The organism is Martinezella calliandrae (genome assembly GCF_030272695.1).
GTDB lineage: Bacteria > Pseudomonadota > Alphaproteobacteria > Rhizobiales > Rhizobiaceae > Rhizobium > Rhizobium calliandrae.
Genome location: NZ_JARFYN010000068.1, coordinates 1 through 16,535 on the forward strand (window position 1 = coordinate 1; position 16,535 = coordinate 16,535).

The 16,535-nt window shown below is 59.0% G+C and carries 12 protein-coding genes and 2 pseudogenes; 7 read left to right on the forward strand and 7 right to left on the reverse strand.

Annotated elements, in window-relative coordinates:
• Together PY650_RS31525 and PY650_RS31530 are read right to left on the reverse strand one after the other, a co-directional pair.
• Window positions 1-202: helix-turn-helix domain-containing protein (locus PY650_RS31525; RefSeq protein ID WP_285883811.1), on the reverse strand; the 202-nt coding region annotated here is incomplete at its 3' end.
• Complete coding sequence (locus PY650_RS31530; protein ID WP_285883812.1) at window positions 196-822, reverse strand: IS607 family transposase; 627 nt, start codon at window positions 820-822, stop codon at window positions 196-198. The genes PY650_RS31525 and PY650_RS31530, both read right to left, overlap by 7 nt.
• A 936-nt stretch (window positions 823-1,758) precedes the next feature.
• Between PY650_RS31530 and PY650_RS31535 the strand changes: the two are divergent.
• A pseudogene (locus tag PY650_RS31535) lies at window positions 1,759-1,893 on the forward strand (transposase); the annotation flags it as partial.
• 238 nt (window positions 1,894-2,131) lie between these two features.
• On the opposite strand, the gene PY650_RS31540 reads toward PY650_RS31535, so the two are convergent.
• From PY650_RS31540 to PY650_RS31555, 4 genes are read right to left on the reverse strand one after another with little or no spacing between them, the layout of a single operon-like run.
• Window positions 2,132-3,163, reverse strand: coding sequence for a HupE/UreJ family protein (locus tag PY650_RS31540; RefSeq protein ID WP_285883813.1), 1,032 nt, complete (start codon window positions 3,161-3,163; stop codon window positions 2,132-2,134).
• Complete coding sequence (locus PY650_RS31545) at window positions 3,160-4,140, reverse strand: peptidyl-prolyl cis-trans isomerase (RefSeq protein ID WP_285883814.1); 981 nt, start codon at window positions 4,138-4,140, stop codon at window positions 3,160-3,162. Before PY650_RS31545 ends, PY650_RS31540 begins: the two co-directional genes overlap by 4 nt.
• A 27-nt stretch (window positions 4,141-4,167) precedes the next feature.
• Complete coding sequence (locus PY650_RS31550) at window positions 4,168-5,304, reverse strand: hypothetical protein (protein WP_285883815.1); 1,137 nt, start codon at window positions 5,302-5,304, stop codon at window positions 4,168-4,170.
• A gap of 10 nt (window positions 5,305-5,314) precedes the next feature.
• Window positions 5,315-7,690, reverse strand: a complete 2,376-nt coding sequence (locus tag PY650_RS31555; protein WP_432761607.1) for a DUF3604 domain-containing protein — start codon at window positions 7,688-7,690, stop codon at window positions 5,315-5,317.
• Between the two features lie 1,420 nt (window positions 7,691-9,110).
• Here PY650_RS31555 and PY650_RS31560 point away from each other — a divergent pair.
• The 3 genes and pseudogenes from PY650_RS31560 to PY650_RS37540 form a co-directional block, all read left to right on the forward strand.
• On the forward strand, window positions 9,111-9,914 hold the full coding sequence (locus tag PY650_RS31560) for a transporter family protein (RefSeq protein ID WP_285883817.1): 804 nt from the start codon (window positions 9,111-9,113) through the stop codon (window positions 9,912-9,914).
• Between the two features lie 59 nt (window positions 9,915-9,973).
• Window positions 9,974-10,777, forward strand: coding sequence for a hypothetical protein (locus PY650_RS31565; RefSeq protein WP_285883818.1), 804 nt, complete (start codon window positions 9,974-9,976; stop codon window positions 10,775-10,777).
• Window positions 10,778-10,849: 72 nt separating this feature from the next.
• Window positions 10,850-10,939 (forward strand): annotated as a pseudogene (locus tag PY650_RS37540) (LssY C-terminal domain-containing protein); the annotation flags it as partial.
• A 77-nt stretch (window positions 10,940-11,016) separates the two neighbouring features.
• Here PY650_RS37540 and PY650_RS31570 read toward each other — a convergent pair.
• Window positions 11,017-12,897 (reverse strand): hypothetical protein, encoded by a 1,881-nt coding sequence (locus PY650_RS31570; RefSeq protein ID WP_285883819.1) that lies wholly within the window; start codon window positions 12,895-12,897, stop codon window positions 11,017-11,019.
• 340 nt (window positions 12,898-13,237) lie between these two features.
• Here PY650_RS31570 and PY650_RS31575 point away from each other — a divergent pair, with 340 nt between their 5' ends.
• From PY650_RS31575 to PY650_RS31585, 3 genes are all read left to right on the forward strand, one after another.
• Window positions 13,238-13,480, forward strand: a complete 243-nt coding sequence (locus PY650_RS31575) for a hypothetical protein (protein ID WP_285883820.1) — start codon at window positions 13,238-13,240, stop codon at window positions 13,478-13,480.
• Between the two features lie 84 nt (window positions 13,481-13,564).
• Window positions 13,565-15,205, forward strand: a complete 1,641-nt coding sequence (locus tag PY650_RS31580) for an arylsulfatase (RefSeq protein ID WP_432761606.1) — start codon at window positions 13,565-13,567, stop codon at window positions 15,203-15,205.
• A gap of 234 nt (window positions 15,206-15,439) precedes the next feature.
• A complete protein-coding gene (locus tag PY650_RS31585) occupies window positions 15,440-16,504 on the forward strand; it encodes an HAD family hydrolase (RefSeq protein WP_285883821.1) in 1,065 nt (354 codons plus the stop codon).
• Window positions 16,505-16,535 lie beyond the last annotated feature (31 nt).

Genomic DNA, 16,535 nt, shown 5'->3' on the forward strand with positions numbered 1-16,535 from the left:
CACGCTTGACGCCGTTCAACTGACGACGCAAGCCTACATCGGACGGCTGTGGGAGTGTCGGATCATCGGATCTCGCAGTATACTGGCGTTGCCATTCCGTTAGAGCCCAGTTGTAGGCAAAGCGCGCTACGCCAAACGCCTTGGCGAAATAGGTCCGCTGCTTGTTGTTTGGGTCGAGCGCGATACGGTGGGCAATCAGCATTGAGAATCCTCAACCGCCTTCTTCACCGCGTCTAGAAGCTTTTGGTTCTTATGCGAGCGAGCGCCATATAGCCTTGCCGAAAACACAGTGACAATCTCAAGCACGTCCTTGGCGAGGTCTTCCTCGAAGGTCGTGTCCTCGCCCTGGTTCAATATCACCACTTCGACGTTTTTGGCTTCACATATCGCAAACACCAGTTCAGCGCCAAACCGTAGCAAACGATCCTTGTGCGATATCACCAGACGCCCGACAGAACCGTCAATAATCTGCGACAGAAGCTTTTTAAGACCCTTCTTGTGATCGTGCATGCCAGATCCAAGATCGGCAACGACTTCGAATGTCCAGCCCTGTCGAGAGCAGTACAGCTCCAGCACCTGCTTTTGGCGCTCCAAATCATCTTTCTGATCGTGACTGGATACGCGGGCGTAAGCAATGGTTTTGCGGGTGGCGTCTTGAGCTGCGCGGAATTGCTCTGGACGAAGCTTGGCAAGATCGTAACGGCGATGGCCGCCCGGTGTATGTTCAGCCACCAGACGGCCTTCAGCTTCCCATCGGCGCAATGTCGTGATTGACACGCCTAAGACTTTCGCCGCTTCGCCTATGCTCACAAATCTCTCCATTTTGGATCGATATACATAGATTCACTAAGATTGCAAGCGAAATGTTCTAACCCTTTCGAATGGGCCGCGATGTGTACGGTCGTGTGACCATCCATGTGTACGCTAGAAAATGGGTGCCCAAAATTCTATGGAAATTCAGCGCTTTATGGTTTTGGTGGGCCCGGAGGGCACGCCATCCGCGTTGTTTTTATTGAATAGTTGTTGGGCCCCTCGGCGAATTGTTTTCGACTTGTTCCGATTGGGCCCAACAACCACCCTCGGAGGCCCGGCACCGACTTATCGCGGCTGATCGGGCAAAAGCTCGATTGGTTTCGCAACACCCCATACAAGCGGTGACTTAAAATCCCTCACCTTCGGGTATACGGGTTCGACCCCCGTCGTCCGCACCATATTGAAAATGCTTGTGAAATTGACCTACAATTTGATCCCGCGCTCGTATGAATATAGGCGCGGGGGGCACGACAGGGGGCACGCAACGCTATCTGAGAAGCAAGCATCACTATGTTCGCGAGCAAATCGGTGCCCACAGACCACGATCGAAATGATCGAGCAGTTGTTGTAGCGATCTGAGCCGATCATTCAGAGCGATGGGGTCACGTGTTCGAGTCACGTAAGCAGCACCATTAAATTTCAAATGCTTAGCTGATATTTGGCTTCGTTGACGGGCACGGAATCTAGACGGAAGGTTCCAAAAAAGTTCCAAAGCACCTTCGCTCGCCTGGCGCATACCTTGAAGTGCATCGTCGGACCCTAACTGAAGGATTCAGATCGAAGTTGTTTACTCGGAAGGTTCCAAGGTACCTCACGACAACGCGCTGGTGACCATGAGGTAGATAGATGGTCTGCATTCGTGCTGGCCAGCTTTGCGTGTGTTACGAGGGCGGGCATTGGCATCCAGCCACTTCATTGAAATACGACAACCTCATCAATAGGAGCCAACTAAAGCTCTTGAAGATCGGCGCCCCCGTCCGCGTCTCGGTGCGCCGTATCAAGATCGCAATGGCGTCGGCCTGTCCCTATGCCGACGACTTCGCCCAGGCCCACGCCCGAATACGCATTGCGGCCCGATAATGCCGCTGGCCTGAAACCTTCCCGCCAACGACAGAGGATATATTGCCAACTGGAAAACCGCCCGCCCGCCGCGACGCGGACTGCATTCGTCTTCGAATGTCAGAGCGCCAAACAAGGCGTCCCCATGTGCCAGGATGCGTCCGGACGTTGGCATTTGCCGCCTTGCGCATAAGCCGTCATCGAACTTCGTTTGGAAAGCGCCAACACTAGTCGTTGCAGCCGCGCTCAACACGCGTGCTTAGGCGAAAAAGGCCGCCGTTCGCACGATGAACCAGAACGCGGCCATCGTTCCGATGGCATAGGCGGCGACTGGCAACGCATGCTGTTCGACGGTCGGCGGCAAATAGACGCGTCTGGCAATCGCCACCACCGCGAGAACGGCGGCGATGAACATGAGTTGACCGGCTTCGACGCCGACATTGAAGCTGAATAGCGCCAGGGGAATATCGGCCTGTGGCAGACCGACATCGGTCAGCGCGCTAGCGAAACCGAAGCCGTGCAGCAGGCCGAAGGTAAAGGCGACAAGCCATGGCTTTTGCGCAGTCAAGCTTGGCTCGCCGCGCCGCTGCCGGACAATCTCGCAGGCAAGCAGGATGATGCTCAGAGCGATCGTGGCCTCGACTGGCGGTCCCGGTACGTGCACAACTCCGAGAGTCGCCAGGCTCAGTGTGATTGAATGAGCGACCGTAAACGCAGTAATGGTCCACAAAAGGACCCTGCGGTTGCGCACGATCAATATCAGGGCAAGGACAAAAAGCAGATGGTCGAAGCCGAACAGAATATGCTCGACGCCGTGCGACAAATAGGCTGCCGCGACCGCCAGCGCCCCTTGCGACGTCGTGATGTCGACCCACGGCTTGGAGGGGTGGACCAGCGTCGTGGAATGCCTGCCATCTGACAATTGCACGCGCACCAGCACGTCCGTGATTGTAGTTTGAAGGCCCACGAACTCGATGCGATCGCCCGTCAGCCCCTTTGAATCCGCATCGAGAACGTGGCGCTCGATCAGGGAATCGGAGAGCTCCACGGCGCTTGGTTCAACGACGTCCTGAACGTCACCCGGAAGCCGCAGCACGACCGGAAGGCGCATGCCGGCGAGCACCGGCGTTCGCCACAGCAATTGGTAACGGCCAGGAGTGATCTCATCGATCTGCAGATAGGCGGGCCGGACCTCGTGAGCGCGGGCGGCCGCCGGCGGAAGCGCCAGAGTTGCAAAGACGGCAACCATGGCGATCTGGATCCAACGACGATGCTTTGGCCGGGCGCTCATTCCGGGGCGGGCTCCATCGAGCCGACCGGCGTCTGCGGTGCCCGCAGGCTTCGCAGGTCGACCGATTCGAGTGGCGGAACTACGACCGTGTAATGTGCACGCAAAGCGTCGAAAGTGGTGCGTTTGAGCTCGCTCTGCTTCTGATCAAGCCAAGCGGTTTTGACGTCGGATTTAACTTCTTCGAACGTGGGAACCCGGCGCGGCTCAATGGCGTCGATAAAGACCAGATGCCAACCATAGCCGGATTGGATAGGTCCCTGCCAAGTGCCCGGCTTCAACTGAAACAGCGCGTTGGCGAAAGGCGGACCGAACTCCCTGGCCACCTGTTCGGGCGTTCGTTCGGCGTAGTAGTCCTGAAACATAAACGGATCCGCCAGGCCCGCCAGTTCCGGAGTATTGGCCGCCTTTCCGGCAATCCTGGCAAGCGCCGCGTCAGATCTCTCCCGCGCCCCTGCCCGATCCAAAGCGAAATACAGGTGTCGAAAGGTCGCTCGGGGAGGCAACGCAAAACGATCCGCATTCTGGGCATACCATTTTGCAAGCTCGTCGTCGCTCGGCACCTGCAATGCGGCAATGTCCTGAGCGAGGAAATTCATCTTCTGCACCAATCGCCGCTTGATGATCTCGTCGTCCTTGTCGAGGCCGAGGGCCACGGCTTCGCGGGACAAGATTTCCTCGCTAACCCTCTCGTCAACCAGTTGGCGCATCTCGGCGGTGGACGGTGGGGGGCGCCCCTGGGCAAGCCAGCTCACGGCCAATTGACGCAGATCGTCCTCGGTCAGCATGATCTGATTGGTGCGGTCGATTTGGCCGCTGGCCGGGTTCAAAATTTGGTAGACGCCGAAGAGGAGCGCTCCGGCAAAAAGGAAATGGAAGAGCGGTTCGCGCAACCAGCGGCGAATGCGGGAGGGCCTCTTCTCGCCGGATACCCTTGGGCTGGCGGCATCTTCAGGCGAGTACCTCAACGGCTCTGACATGAACTCGCCCCTCCAGCATCAAACGCTCTACTGCAAGGCTGCCTTCGCGGCCGCGGCGCGCTGCAGATAGTTGACGACTGCGAATTGGGATGCTGGGTCTTTAACCGCATCCGATTTGAGAAGTGCGGCGTATTCGGTTGCGGCATCCCAATAGTTCCAATCGGCGAGCTGCAGCGCCACGAAACCGGCCATCGCGGGGCGTTCCCTAATGAAGACGCGATACGCTTCGATAACCTGCTCGCGAGATATGGTACCGCTGGCCTCGCCATGGACATTCAGAGCGAGCAAGGCAGCCTCGATTTCCGGCATCGTCCGTGTATGGTCGGCAAAATACGTCGCTTCGACCCAACCAATGCGCGACGGCCCGCGCAATTCGAGGTCCGCGCCTATCATCGCGGCGAGGTTCGTGGCGTCATGCGACGTGCGGGCCGCTTCCATTTTCTGTTCGAGGCGCTCCGCGTCGGCCGAGCCGCCTACGAACCCGAGTACAAGGGTATAGGTCGCATGGCGCGAGGCAAGCTTCGGATCGTTCAGCCAGCGCTCGACCGTTCCCGCATCGATGCGCGACCGCACCGTTTCCAGAGCCTGGTAAGGAGCGTGGGCGAGTTCTTGCCAGGCAATTTGTGCGACCAGCGCATCGGGACTTTCAAGGCGCGGAAGAACAAGTGAAATACACTGCCGCGACCCGGCATCGTTCAGCACCGTCGACGGCTGCAATCTCTGCGGCCAGCTCGCGCGACGAAGCTCGCCGCTCGTCCGGTACGTCGCGATCAGTTGTCGTAACCACGCCGCGTATTCGGGCGGCATCGTCCCCAAAGCGGTCCAATGCGGATTTAGCGCATAGTGGATGAGCAGACACGGGTCGCAGCCCGAGGGAACGGTTCCGTCGGGGCCCTGCACCGGGTCTACGATTGTTGCGCCATCCGCATCATCTCCCTTGATGGCCGAAGCAATCCGAAAGTGGCTCGTGGACCCGTCCGGCCGGGCAATCACCACCCGGTCTGCCGTGTTGAGCTGCTGACCGATCGTCACCATCTGCTTGGCCGCTTCATAGCAGAGAGGGCACGCGACCGCCGTTGCCGCGGAACTCACGAAGATAAGTGCGGTTAGTACAGGCCTGAGCCACCGCACTGAAGGAATTGGCGCCTGCCGTTCAGAGTTCATCAAAGCCTCCTCAATGGAGCACCTCGTTGCCGGGCGATAGCGGGTTCAACTCCTTGACTTCAGGAATGATCTCATAGTTGACGTAGCCGAATTCGTTGCTACGCGCCCCGTAGACCTTGTCCCCGAGCTTGTATGCAGTGACTTCGATCGGCGTGCCGGCCAGCACCGTCACAAGCTTACCGTTGTTGATATAGTACGGCGAAGGCGTGCCGAAATAGCTCGCCGCTGCCGCATCGCCCGTGGCGCTCGGCATCAATGCTTGACGGCCGACATTATCCGCCAGAGCTTGCCCCTGGTTCTGATCCAGTTTCGATGTGACATAGCGCGGGTCGATCGGCGTCAGCATTTGCGTGGCGTTGGCAATTCCCGACGCGCTGTAAGTGATCCTGAACCTCGTGCCGGTCACGTTGTTCTGCAGCCAGGGAGTCTTGTCGACAACCAGCGCCTTCAACTCAGCATCGTCAAGAGCGACTGCGCCAGCCTTCTTGAGATCATCGACGGTGGGCCCGACCTTGGCGAGTTTGTGGGTTTCGGGCGCGGGCGTGTACCAGATCGGCGAGCTCCACGCCCGCTCCTGGATGGTGGCAGGCACGACATCGGGCGGCGCGATTCCAAGCTGGGCCGCCTGGATGGTGGTCCAGCGGGGCGTCGGAATTTCGAGCACGCGGGCGTAGTAGAACGCCGGACCGCTCTGATCGAACTCAGGGTCCGTCCATACGGACTTCAGTTCGACGGCGCCAATGCTGTTCGTGTACGTGCCCTTTTCCATGTCGACCGTCGAGCCGATCGGAGGCACCTCTCCGGTCCATTTGTCAGGTGTCCTGTCCCCAGCCCACGCGACGTCGAAGACTTTCTCGAAGCTCTGGCCGCTCTTGGTCCAACCTTTGACGATCTGAATACGATCAAGGTTGCCTGACGTGGGGTCCTTGACCGCCCATACTGCGAACGACGGCGGCTTGTCCCCGGCGGGCGGAGGAGTGAGATCGCCGCCCATGGGAACGCCCTGCGCATAGGCGGCCTTGAGCCAATCACGGTCCTTGATCCAGTCCGGCGTCGATTTCCAGAAATCGTGCCGCTGGTCGGCAGTCTGTCCTTCGGCATAGTTCCAGCCACCGAAGAACCGAACCTTAATGTGAGGGCCGCTGACCGCGAAAGTCTCCTTGCGCTTCATTGCGTTGAAGATCGACGCGCGGGTATTCTCCTCCGCCCAAACCCCTGTCAGCCCCCCTGGATTCTCGAGGCGCGGGTCCATCCCGGCAAATATTGTGCCTGACATACGCTTCTCGATGGTTCCATCGAGACTGGCATGGCCTCCGAAGAAGTTGTTCTGACGATAAGGGACGCCAGTATTGTGCGAGTCGGAAGCGGCGCCGAACCCGAACTTGTAGGGGTTGAAACCCTTGGTGTCTTCAAGGGTCAGCCCATCCTTCAAAGCCTGACGAGCATAGCTGCCAATAACATGGGGAATGCGGCCTTCAGGATTGCTGAGGAGGTAGGTGAGGATCTCGTAGTTGGCGAACTCGTCGGTGGGTGAGAGCAACGGATGGGTCTCGGAGGCTCCCTTGATCTGCTTGATCTCGATCAGAGGCTCGTTGCGCATCCGGTCTTCCGCGTATGCCCGGTCGATCGGCCGTCCGTTGATGTCGATCTCGGTTGGATACATGCGACCGTCCGAGAGATTGGCATTGTGCGAGATCGCCAGGAGGTCGTTACCCTGGTTACGCTGGTCGTCCATCCATTTCCAGAGGTCTGACGGAATGTCCGAATCGAGCGCGCTGAAGGGTGCAGCCGGTACGTGCGCACAATCCTTGAAGAAAATATTCCGGTGGAGATTCATGTTGTTCGGCATGGACGTCCACTCATAGGAGCAGAAGGCGGTGAACTTGCCGGGCTCGTTGGCCTTGTTCGCGAAATCGATGTTCTCTTCCCACACCGTGTGCGCGATCTCGGGGCTTAACAACGCGTTAATCCTTTCACCCGCCAGAAGCTTGAGAGCATAAAGGTAGACTCGCTGAACCTCTTCCTGGCTGTCATTCTTGAGGATGAGGGGCTCTGCCGCGGACATCTTGTTGATGGCCGAGCCGGGATCATTGGCGAGCTTGACGACACCAACATATTCGGAGTGGTCGGTTACTCCTGCGAAATCGAGCGGAGTATCGATCTTTATGTCGTAGCCGAGCGGGTGCTTGATCGGCTCGCCCTTGAAATACTTGTAAGCATCTCCGGGATCGGTCATCCGATTGCCGAATAGCCAGGCGTCAAGCGAATAACTGGTATGAACGTGAGTCTCGCCGAAATAGGCGTCTCGAAGCGGATTAGCCTCTTGGGCGCCTGCAAATGAGACGCTCAGCAGCAGCAAAAAGCAACCCTCGGATACAATCGTCATTCGAGTCATGCGGAACCTCCCTCCGGAGAACCGGGCGAACAATATTGCCTGACGTTTTCGAAGACTGGACTGTCTAAGAATGCAACTTCTGATCAACAAGGCACAAATGCGCCCATAATGTGTTTGAATCATGTCCATCTAATGTACCGTCGCGGTGGGTTCCACTTCAAAATTCAGATTTTCAATCGGACAGGAGGGCCCGAAGCATCCGAATTACGAGAAACGTCTCCGTCGACCTCAGCTTTGCGAAACAGATGAAAGCTAATGCGGGTCGACTTTTACGGCCGGCCCTATTTTGGGGCAGCAAGCATTTCCGAAGACACCGCGCAGTTCGGATTGCCGGAGGTGCACATGGATGCCGATTTCGGCGACCTTCTGAACCACTTCGACTTTGCATTTATGGCGTCACATTGTGTAGGCCAACGAGAGGCAACAACATGCCCATCGCCGCCTGGAAGCTGACAGTCGGCAAACGGCCCCAAAACGATCACTCATCCGGCTCAAAAACAGGTGTCTCCTATTGGCGCGAAGGAGATGTGGTCCGCGACTAAACCCGCTCGTGTGGGGTCTGCCTGGAAGCGAGCGATGATTTGGTCGACCGTCACGCCATCAGTGTTTGCAATCGCGGGCGGAGGCCTACTGATATCGACATCGGAAAATATCATGTCGTAAGCCCTGCCGGCGTTCTTTCGCTGAGCGCGGGCGAGATTGCGAAGCGCGCTTTCTTGTTCGGCGCGGTACACGAGATTTACGAATGCCTGCCAATTAAGGTCACCGGGCCCTATGCGGATTTTGAAACGCGATGCAATTTCCGCAGCGCTTTTTTGGATTCTGCCGCCCCACTCTTCTTCGGGAAGTTCCAGCTCTTGGAGACGGGGGTCGAACCCGTATGCCCGGAGGTCGTCCGCACCATATTGAAGTATTTGATGAAATCGACATGCTTCTTGATCCTGCCCTCGTATGAACATAGGCGCAGTGGGCACGACAAGGGGCACACAACGCTGCGGAGCATTTGTTGACGGACTTCCTATCGCGATGGTGCATACTTCTGCGGCGACCAGCCCGCTGCACCCGAAGCTTCCACGGCCGGCCGCCGCCAGTTGCGCGCCGGTAGAAGCCGCAAGGGAAAGGGAACCTCCTCGCTGCAGTCGACCGATTGAAAAAAGGCTTGCGTTCCAGACATCAAATCCTCGGACATGACGGCCAATATCATCCTATGCATCGCGGTGTATTCCTGCGAGCGCTTGCCGACTTGTGCCAACGAGAGCCCAGGAGCTGGCGTTAGTCCCTTGTTGTGTGGCCATGCGAGCACACCCAGTCCACAATCCACCGTTGCTCAGAGTAGACGACATATTTCGTGTTCTGCTAATTTTAGTAGCTGATATATTCTGCTGGCAGGAGGCTTGGGGAGGATTTTCTAATGCGTCGCTGGTTGATCGGGGGAGCGTTGGCATTTTGTTGGATTACGAGCGCTCACGGCGAGGACGACTCCACAGAGCTGGCAAAGAAGCTCTCGAATCCGGTCGCCGACCTCATCAGCATCCCCTTCCAATTCAACTATAATGACGGCATCGGTCCCGCAAAGGACGGTTCGCAGGTTTATCTGAACGTCCAGCCGGTCGTTCCATTTCATCTCAACGATGACTGGAACCTGATTTCTAGGACGATCCTGCCGATCGTCCACCAGCATGAGATTTTCCCCGGTTCCGGGACCCAATTCGGTCTTGGCGATGTTACGCAGAGTTTCTTCTTCTCTCCGGCCAAGCCGGTCAACGGTTTTGTTTGGGGCGTCGGCCCAGCCTTCGGCGTTCCGACTGCAACCGGCGATCTTCTTGGTTCCGGCAAATGGAGCGCCGGTCCAACAGGCGTCGCACTCTGGCAGGGCGAAGGTTGGACGGTAGGCGCCTTGGCCAATCACCTCTGGTCCTTTGCGGGCGAGGGAGACCGGCCCAATGTCAATGCGACCTTCATGCAGCCGTTCGTCGCCTATACCACCAAGAGCGCCTGGACGTTTTCGCTCAATACTGAATCGACCTATAACTGGGAGGCCCGTGAATGGTCGGTGCCGATCAACCTCCAAGTGGCCAAGATCGTGAAGTTCGGCAAGCTGCCCGTGCAACTATTTGCGGCTGCTCGCTATTGGGCCGACTCGCCCGATGGCGGACCAACTGGATGGGGTGCACGCGTGGGTATGACTTTCCTGCTTCCTACGGAGGGGCTCTAGCTCCGTGAGCGCCGGATGGGGGCAATCGTGATTTATTTGGCCACCGGGAGGAAGATCCGATGCGAGTGAACACACTCATATGCTGGACTATTTTGGCAGTAGCGGTGTTTCCGTCATCGAAATCGCGGGCAGCCGATCTGACGCCGCTCGCGTCGGCCCCGTCCGCCGTGCAGACTCCTTCGGGATGGAAGTTCACGCTCACACCATATTTCTGGGCAACGGACCTGTCGGGCGATGTCGGCCACGGCCGTTTCCCCCCGGTGCATATCAACGCGGATTTTGGCGATCTATTTGACCATCTCGATTTCGCCGCGATGGTGACCGGCGAAGCGCGTTATGACCGCTACAGCATTTTCGGCGATGTCATTTATACGAAACTCTCCATGAACGCATCGACCCCAAGAGGCATCGTGGCCAATAACGTCGACGTCGACGCCAAGTCCTTCGCCGGCCTCATTGGCGTTGGATACGCATTGATCGACCAGCCAAACGCCACTCTCGATATTGTCGGCGGTGCGAGGATTTGGAACGTTGACACAAACTTTTCCCTCAATGGCGGCATCGTGGGCAAAGTCCTGGGCGGTTTCGAAGGCGGGCTCTCGCAGACCTGGGTCGACGCCATGGCGGGGCTAAGGGGCAACTACTTCTTCACGCCGGAGGTCTTTGCGACCGGTTGGGGCCTGGTCGGAGGAGGCGGTGCAAATGTCGATTGGGATGTTGGTGGCGGCCTTGGTTACAAATTTAACAACACGATTTCGGCTGTCGCCGGCTACCGCGCCCTCGGCGTTGACTATGATCGGGACAATTTCCTCTTCGACGTCGTCGAGCAGGGGCCGATTGTGGGCCTGACGATCCACTTCTAAGGTGGCACAATCAATCGCAACTACAAATCTCGGGAATCGCGACGATGTCGCCGACGCGATGAGCGTCCGCGGGGTGCTGGGGCAACCAAGTCCGGCCGAAACGGCGGCGGCGACCTCTATTTCACCGATAGGAAAGCCCAAATCGGCGTGCTTTCCACTCCCACTGTTCCGTGGCAACCACCTCCGAGCGGCAGCCGCCCCCAGCGTCAGTCGATTGCCGGTGAACGCGGCTATCGGCTTCATTGCCTTACAGTCAAATCTTCGCCAACACGGGGCTCCGTCCAGCCTGCTTTGCGCAACCCGGCAACCAGGCTTTCGACAATCGTGTCGATGCCTTGATGCTGTCGGTACGCCGCTGCGGGATCGCGAGCCATGGACGGCGATCTCGCCGCCATCTCGGCGAGAGCCTGTTGGGCGGCCTTGCGATTGCCAAGCGCACCTTGCGCAATGGCAACGAAGGACCAGCTTATCGCCGAACCGTCGGAGGTACCCCGCTCAGCGCTTTCGAGGGCGGCCGGGTAGTCCCCCTGCAGATACTGATGGATCGTGATCAGATTGAAATACCAGCCGGGGGGATTGATCGTCCGGTCGATCGCGCGTTGCAGATAGGGCAGCCCTTCGTCCCATTTTCCGCGGGCGGCAAGCCGCCAGCCGAATTGGGCAAGCATATCCGGATCGTTCGGATTGAGCGCCAGAGCCCGGTTCTGGAGCCGCTCGGACTCGTCGAAGTTTCCCGCATAGTAGTTGATCGCCGCGAGAGCCTCCAACGCCAGGACACTGCTTGCGTCGAGTTCGACAGCATGACCGGCGGCGCTATAGGCTTGCGCAAATTCGCCGTCGACCGCTGCCTTGGGCACCATGTCGAATCTCGCGGCATCGAGATGAAGCCAGCCGAGCATCGCCCATCCGGCGGCATAACCGGGATCCCGGCGGACGGAATCTTCGATGCAGGAGCGCACGGGCGTATACAGGTCTGCCGCAAAGGTGCGCCGGTAAGCATAGGCACGCAGCATGCAGGTATAGGTGGGCATGCTGGGAGCTGCCCCTTTTTCCAGCAGCCGGCTCGCCGCGTCGCTATTGACCACCCCGTAGGGCTGGCCCAGCACGCCGGCGATCCGGCTTGCGAGTTCGTTTTGAACATTCAACAGAGCACTGGGCGTCATCGGCCGATCATAGGTTTCGCTCCAGAGGACTAGGCCACTGGCGGCGTCGACCAGCTGAACGCCGACGTGAACCGATCCGCTGGCCGAGCGAAGATTGCCCTTCACCACATAGGAGATTGGAATGTTCCGCCCGAGGTCCACTGGGTCGGCCTTCGCATCCAATCCGAAGGTTGCAGGTAGGGAATAGAGCCGAAAAGCGGAGAACCTCATGAAATTGGTGATGAGTTCCTGCGTCAAGCCGGCGGCGAGAAAGCGGTCGTCCTCTCCCAAGCTCAGCGCCTCGAACGGCAGCACAATCACCGATGGGCCGCGCGCAGTTGCTTCCGGCTCACGATTGCTGGTTTCGAGCCATTTCCATGCGCCGAAGGCGCCGGAAAAGAGGACGGTGGCGAGCCCTGCTGCGGCGAGCGATCGTCCGATCGACCATTTGCCGGGCGCCTTTCGACGATCTGGCGCTGGAGCCAGGGGTGCCACCGTCGCATCCCCACCTGCCTCTCCCGCCGGTGGTGCGGAGGATGAGACGGCGGGGTCTGCGACCGGATCAGCCAGGCGAATTGGAGGCAGCTCGGGCTTGCCGTCCACCCATTCGAAAAGTGGGATATATCCACCGCGTGGGATCGAAATCCGCAGCCGGTCGTGACTGCCCGCGCCCGCATAGTAGCCGTCGAGATCGCGCCTGAGACGGCGGGCCTCCAGGCGGACGACGGGGTCGGACTGCGGATCGAAAGTGTCGTTGCGACCGAAGACGGCGAGCGCGATGGAATAACCCTTCAGCCGGTCGCTCCGGTTTGTCAGCGTCTCCTCCACGAGGTAGCGCAAGAGCGCCCTGCGGCGCGGGCTCGCTTGCAACGAGGGTGATGCCAGAATGCGTTCCAGCTGGCGCCGGCTGTCATCCGGCGACGGATACGCAGAACCGGCCTCCGGGCTCGCACCGGACGGGTTTTGGATCGATGCCATCGAACACCCCCCCATTTCGCGCGTTTGAGCGCCAGGCACCAGGCCGAGCCGCCAGATAGTCATACTCCGCGATGCCCAACTGTCCACCACGACCGCCACCACCCAAGGCGACCGGCCGCCATTATGCGCTCACTCGTATATTAGGTATACATTAAGTTGAGACTGGGCATCGTGACGGCCTTATGACAGGCCCGTCTCTAGTTACGGGCCGTTGCAGTTTGCCGGTCCATCAGAGGAGGTAAGGGAGGGGTACGAACATGTTCGTACCTTGATTCGAGCCGCTTCTCGCGCGACGCTCGGCGCTCCCTGGGTCTTTGTCACGATATCGGGGACAAGTGCCATGTCAGCAATGGGTCACCTCATCAGCCGTTTTCCGCACCGCGAGCTGTCGATACGCAGGCTCTTTGCTCATAGCGCCGAGTTTCGGGCGATCTGCGCAGACTACGAAGAAGCGTTGGCAGCGTTGCAACATTGGGAAACCGCCAACTACGACGCGAAGGCGCAGGAGTATCGCGTCTTCGCAGCGGAACTGGAGATGGAGATATTGCGGATGCTCGACCTCTCCACGGAAATGAAGCCATAGCCGCAGCGGGAACGCACCACTGCCGGTCGCTTGGTGAGCCCGAGCCCGCCACGCGATGAATTATCAACGAGGAGGGAAGCCGCAATGAATATCAGACAGAATCTTCTGATGGCCGCATTGCTTTGTGGCAGCGCGCCCCTGCTTGCCGGCCATGCGCCCGTGCAGGCTCAAGAACAGCCGAAGCCCAATATCCTCGTCATTATGGGCGATGATATCGGCATGTGGAACATTGGAGCCTATAGTCGCGGACTGATGGCGGGGCGTACCCCCAACCTGGATCAGATGGCCAAGGAAGGCATGCTCTTCACGGACTATTATGCGGAGGCCAGTTGCACGGCGGGTCGCGCCAACTTCATCACGGGCGAGCTGCCGATCCGAACCGGCATGACCACGGTTGGGCAGGCTGGCGCGTCGGTAGGCCTTCCCGCCGAAGCCGTGACCATCGCGACCGTCTTGAAGTCGATGGGCTACAGCACCGGCCAGTTTGGCAAGAACCATCTGGGTGACAAGAACGAATTTTTGCCGACCGTTCACGGCTTCGATGAGTTCTTCGGCTACCTTTATCATCTCGACGCGATGGAGGACCCGGCCCATCCCAACTATCCGCAGGATCTGTTGAACGTGGTTGGGCCGCGCAACATGGTCCACAGCTGGGCGACCGACAAGGATGACCCGACCGAGATGCCGCGCTGGGGCAAAATCGGCAAGCAAAGGATCGAGGATGCCGGCCCGCTCTATCCCAAGCGCATGGAAACGGTCGACGACGAGATCCGCGACTTCGCCACGGGCTTTATTGAAAAGGCGAAGAAGGACAACAAGCCTTTCTTTGTCTGGTTGAACCCGACGCGCATGCACATAGTCACGCATCTCTCTCCCAAATATGAGGCGATGCGAAACGCTGAGAACGGATGGTCGGAAGAGGAAGCCGGCATGGCTCAGCTCGATGACGACGTCGGGCTCGTGATGAAAAAGATCAAGGATTTGGGCGAGGACGAGAACACCATCGTCCTGTTCACGACCGACAACGGGACGGAAGTGTTTACCTGGCCCGACGGAGGGCAGACGCCGTTCGCCCAGTCAAAGGGCACCGTGCTTGAAGGCGGCTTCCGCGTACCTGCGATCCTGCGCTGGCCGGGTCATGTGCCGGCTGACACCGTGCAAAACGGTATTTTCTCCGGCCTGGACTGGTTGCCGACCTTTGTTGCCGCGGCCGGCAATCCGAACATCACCAACGAACTGCTGCAAGGCAAGACCATAGGTGACCGGACCTATAGGAACCATCTTGATGGCTACGACCAGACAGCGGCTATCACCGGCAAGGGCCCGTCCACACGCCACGAGATCTTCTACCTCGGCGAAAGCACGGTCGGCGCGGTTCGCATCGACGATTACAAATTCCGCTTCATCGATCAGCCTCAAGGTTGGCTTGGCGAAAAGACCCATCCCGACGTGCCATACATCACCAACCTGCGCCTCGATCCATTCGAGCGGACCGGCTGGCCCAACAACGGAACGAAAGAGGGCGGCCAGCAATACTTCGACTGGTTCAAGTATCAATTCTGGCGCTTCGTATTTGTCCAGCAGTTGGTCGGAAAGGAACTCCAGACCTTCATCGATTTTCCGCCGATGCAGCGAGGCGCCAGCTTCAATCTCGACGCCGTCAAGGCCGAGATGCAGCAGCGCATGGCGCAGGCTGAGGCGGCGGCAAAAGGTCCGAGCAACTGATCGCCATCCTCAATGCGGGCGGTCTGCCAAGGCCGCCCGCGCTGGGGTTTGGCGTTGAGGACCATTCGGGTAGCCGAGCGAAGGCCGCCCTGCACTGTTTCTGATTGGAGCGGTGTTTATGCGAAGCACGATATCCGTTCCTTACCAGAGCCATTAGCGACCATCTTGCGGTCGCGTAAGAGAGGACGCCCCACTGGGGTCGGCATGCCGTTTCGGTGAAGATGGAGAATTGCGATGCGCTACCTCGATAGCCAACCCGGGACACGCCACGTTCTGTTCGCAGCGATGGCCCTAAGTCTCGGATTGCTCGCCACATTGTCACCGCTGCGAGCGCAGGACAGTTCGGCCGATCCGCTGCCGTCCTGGAATGACTCGACGAACAAGCAGGCAATCGTCGACTTCGTGAAGGCGACGACCGACCAGAACAAGTCCACCTTCGTGCCGGCGGAGCAAAGGATTGCCACCTTCGACCAGGACGGCACGCTATGGGTAGAGCATCCCATCTACAGCCAGGTCATATACTGCCTGGATCGGGTTCCGGCGCTCGTGGCCGCAAAGCCCGAACTCAAGAAGGTGGAGCCCTTCAAGACGGTGCTGACGGGAGACCGCGAGGCAATTGCCAAGCTGCCGATGAAGGAGCTGGAAAAGCTGCTGGCGGCGACGCTCACCGGCATGACCACCGACCAGTTCACGGCCGAGGTGAAAAAATGGCTGGCGGACGCCAAGGATCCGCGCTGGAAGCATCCCTACACCGATCTCACATATCAGCCGATGCAGGAGGTGCTGAAATACCTGCGTGCCAACGGCTACAAGACCTACATCGTCACGGGCGGCGGTCAGGATTTCGTGCGCGTCTATGCGGAAGGAACCTATGGAATTCCGCCCGAGCAGGTGGTGGGAACCGTCGGCGGAACGACCTACGGCCACGACAAGAACGGCAAGCCGACCCTGACCAAGCAGCCGAAGCTCCTTCTCAATGACAACAATGCCGGCAAGCCCGAGGGCATTCACCTGATGATCGGGCGGCGGCCGCTGATTGCCTTCGGCAACTCGATCGGCGACGAGCAGATGCTGGAATACACCAAGACCGGCGACGGGCCGCGGCTCGCCCTGCTGCTGCTCCATGACGATGCCGTGCGCGAATATGCCTACGGGCCGGCCCAAGGCCTGCCCGACTCGAAGATCGGCACGTTCTCGCAGAAACTCTACGACGAGGCAAAAGCCGACGGCTGGCTCGTCATCAGCATGAAGAACGACTGGAAACGCATCTTCGCGGATGGCGTGGCCAGCGGACAATGAACCGGGAACGAGCGACGCGTCCGATCCGGCA